The 239-nt window shown below is 64.9% G+C and carries 1 pseudogene; it reads left to right on the top strand.

Annotated elements, in window-relative coordinates:
* Nucleotides 1-239 (top strand): annotated as a pseudogene (locus SB753_RS41010) (IS3 family transposase); the annotation flags it as partial.

Genomic DNA, 239 nt, shown 5'->3' with positions numbered 1-239 from the left:
AAACGCAAGGAAAAGGCGTTAGCGGAGGCGGCCGCGTTGCTGGTACTTTCAAAAAAGTATCAGGCGCTGTTCGGGGACGAGGACGAATGACTTCTGCCGAACAGCGCGCGACATTGAAGGCTCTGATCGACGAGGCGATCGCAGCCGGGGCTCGCCAGGCACGTGCGTGCGCCATGCTGGGGCTGAGCGCGCGCACCGTGCAGCGCTGGCAAGGCGCCGGTCCTGAAGCGGTGGACGGG

It is taken from the genome of Paraburkholderia sp. SIMBA_053, assembly GCF_046534895.1.
GTDB lineage: Bacteria > Pseudomonadota > Gammaproteobacteria > Burkholderiales > Burkholderiaceae > Paraburkholderia > Paraburkholderia caledonica.
Note: the sequence above shows the minus strand (reverse complement) of the source record. Positions and strands in the feature narration are given on the sequence as shown.